The 1,523-nt window shown below is 42.4% G+C and carries 2 protein-coding genes; both read right to left on the reverse strand.

The window, feature by feature from the left end; translation table 11 throughout:
* Positions 1-237, reverse strand: a 237-nt coding sequence (locus MV589_RS05975; protein ID WP_297433017.1) for a 2-thiouracil desulfurase family protein, incomplete at its 3' end; no start/stop codon positions are given.
* A 2-nt stretch (positions 238-239) separates the two neighbouring features.
* On the reverse strand, positions 240-1,523 hold a 1,284-nt coding region (locus MV589_RS05980; protein ID WP_297433019.1), incomplete at its 5' end, for an aldehyde dehydrogenase family protein.

Consider the following 1,523-nt stretch of genomic DNA (forward strand, 5'->3'; position numbering starts at 1 on the left):
TAAACGCAGTGTTACATCTACATTTGTTTCATCTGTAACTATGCGCTGCTCACCATTTACATCAACTACATTAATGCGCTCTCTTGGTGTTCCAAAAAGAGGTGCTTCAGGACAAAAAGGGATAATTTCATACTCATCCCCCAACGCTTCTATTACTGCGTTTATCTTCTTTGTTTTGCCATCATAGCGACAATACTCGCCCAAAATACAAGCAGAAACAAGAGCCTTTTTCTTCATTTTTAGCAAATCACTACAGATTTTATCTCTGTCATCTCTTCTATGGCAAAACGAGGACCTTCACGCCCTACTCCTGAGAGTTTCACACCGCCATAAGGCTGGATGTCAAAACGCAGTGTCGGCATATCATTTATGACAATCCCACCTGCATCAAGCTCATCTATAGCACGGTTTGTGAGGTTCAAATCATTTGTAAATATGGAGAATTGTAAGCCATATGGAGAGTCATTCATTCGCTCTACGGCATCATCGAAACTATCTACTTTTACAAGTGAGACAATAGGAGCAAAGACCTCTTCACAGACGATAGCCATATCATCACGCACATTTGCCATTACACACGGATAAAAAGTTCTTCCCTCTAAACGCGGAAGCAGTAGAGGAATTGCCCCCTCTTCTATGGCAGATTCTACCCACGCCATCGCACGAGCGCATGATTCATCATCAATGAGTGGTCCCATAAAGGTGTCATCATCGTAAGGTGAACCGACTTTGAGTTTTTTCGTCGCTGCTGCCATCAACTCTGCAAACTCATCATAAATATCCTCTTGCACATAAATTCTCTGCAAAGAGATACAAACCTGACCAGAGTTCACAAAAGCACCAAGAGCACATTTAGTAGCGGCATAAGCAAGGTCTGCCGACTTTTCAATGAAAGTCGCTGCGTTTCCACCGAGCTCTAATCCTACTTTTTTTATACCTGCATTTTTTGTAATGATGTTTCCAACTGGAACACTGCCCGTAAAAGAGATAACACGAGGAATATCAGAACTAATAAGTGCAGACCCAACCTCTGCATCGCCATATACGACTGAGAGTGCATCAGGAATAGCGTAGTTACTCTCAATGAAGAGCTTTGCAAACTTATAGGCAGTAAGTGGTGCTTCGGGAGTTGGTTTGAGTACCACTGCGTTTCCTGCTACAAGTGCAGGACCAAGTTTATGTGCTACAAGATTAAGAGGAAAGTTAAAAGGGGTAATGGCTACAACAACACCTGCAGGTTCACGGCGAAAAAATGCCATTGTCTTTTTACCAGAAGCATACGCATCAGTATTTATAGTCTCACCTGACATCGTTCGCATCGTCTCAGCAGAGAGTGTAAGTGTTTCAATGCAACGCTCCACTTCCACACGAGCAAATGTTATGGGTTTACCCACCTCATCAGTAATGGTTCGAGCTATATCTTCTTTATTTTCACGTAGTTTTTGTGCTACATCAAGTATCCATGAACAGCGTTGTGCAAGAGTTGATTTTTTTGCGAATTTTGCAGCGTCTTGTGCAATTTG

The sequence above is a fragment of the Sulfurimonas sp. genome (genome assembly GCF_026991475.1).
In the GTDB taxonomy this organism is placed as follows: domain Bacteria; phylum Campylobacterota; class Campylobacteria; order Campylobacterales; family Sulfurimonadaceae; genus Sulfurimonas.